The following is a 1,451-nucleotide window of genomic DNA, read 5'->3' on the forward strand; positions in this document are numbered from 1 at the left end:
TGTCAAGACCGCCGACGATGACCACGACCAGCACCGACAGGCCGAACAGGCCCATCGACGAGGAGATGCCGCCGATGGCGCCGACGACGATGCCGGAGACGGCGGCGATCATGGCGGATGCGACCCAGGCGAGCGAGAACACGCGCGGCACGTTGATGCCCATGGAATAGGCCGCGGCCTGGTCCGACGCCGTGGCGCGCAAGGCCACGCCGCCGCGCCAGAAGCGGAACACCAGCAGCACGGCGGCGATGAACAGCAGCGCGATCATGGCGCCCCAGAACACTTTCGGCGCCAGGAACGCCTCGCCGACCATGATGGGCTGCGTGGGCATGAATTCGGGCAGGCGGCGCTGGTCGGCGGTCCAGATCAGCTCGACCAGACCGACCAGCACCGAGCCCAGGCCCACGGTGACCATGAAGACGGAGATCGGCGGCTCGCCCAGCAGCGGCCGGATCATGGTGCGCTCGATCACGGCGCCGAGCAGGCCCGAGCCGAGCACCGCCGCCGGAATCGCCAGCCACAGCGGCAGCGCGAAGGTGGCGGCGAAGCTGAAGAACAGGTAGGCGCCGGCCATCAGCAGCTCGCCGATGGCGATGTTGACCACGCGCGTGGCCTTGTAGACCATCACGAAGGCGAGCGCGGCGAGCGCGTACAGCCCGCCAGCGGACAGGCCGGTGAGGCAGATCTCGAACAGGTAGGCCCAATCCATCACTGCATTCCCGTCAGGGCCTGAAATTTCTGGCGCAGGTCGCCGACATCGCCCGAGCCCAGGTAGGCGCGAATCACTTCAGGGTCGGCCTGCACGGCGGCCGGCTGGCCCTGCGCAATCACCTGGCCGAAGTTGAGCACCACGACATGGTCGGACAGGTCCATCACCATGCCCATGTCGTGCTCGACCATCAGCACTGTCACGCCCCACTCGGCGCGCACGTCGAGGATGAAGCGCGCCATGTCTTCGGTCTCTTCGCGGTTCATGCCGGCGACGGGCTCGTCGAGCATCAGGATTTCGGGCTGCATGGCCAGCGCGCGCGCCATCTCGACGCGCTTTTGCAGGCCGTAGGGCAGGGCCGAAACGGGGGCGTGGCGGATATGGTCGATCTCCAGGAAGTCGATGATGCGTTCCTCGATGTCGGCGCGCAGCTGCGCCTCTTCGCGGCGCGCGCGGCCCATGTACAGCAGCGCGTCGAGCACGTTGGTTTTCAGGTGCGCGTGGCGGCCGAGCTTGATGTTGTCGAGCACCGTCATGCCGCGAAACAGCGCGATGTTCTGGAAACTGCGCCCCAGGCCGAGCTTGGCGCGCTGCGGCGCCGGCACGCGCGTGATGTCCTGGCCCTTGAAACGGATGGAGCCTGCCGTGGGCCGGTAGAAGCCCGAGATGGTGTTGAACAGCGATGTCTTGCCGGCGCCGTTGGGGCCGATGACGGCGGTGATGGAGCCGCGCTGCACATCGA

At 67.6% G+C, this 1,451-nt stretch carries 2 protein-coding genes; both read right to left on the bottom strand.

Features of this window, described 5'->3' with window-relative positions; translation table 11 throughout:
- On the bottom strand, positions 1–709 hold a 709-nt coding region (locus QZH66_RS16010), incomplete at its 3' end, for a branched-chain amino acid ABC transporter permease (protein WP_305806883.1).
- On the bottom strand, positions 709–1,451 hold a 743-nt coding region (locus QZH66_RS16015), incomplete at its 5' end, for an ABC transporter ATP-binding protein (RefSeq protein ID WP_305806884.1). The genes QZH66_RS16015 and QZH66_RS16010, both read right to left, overlap by 1 nt.

Source organism: Stenotrophomonas sp. YIM B06876, assembly GCF_030711595.1.
GTDB lineage: Bacteria > Pseudomonadota > Gammaproteobacteria > Xanthomonadales > Xanthomonadaceae > Stenotrophomonas.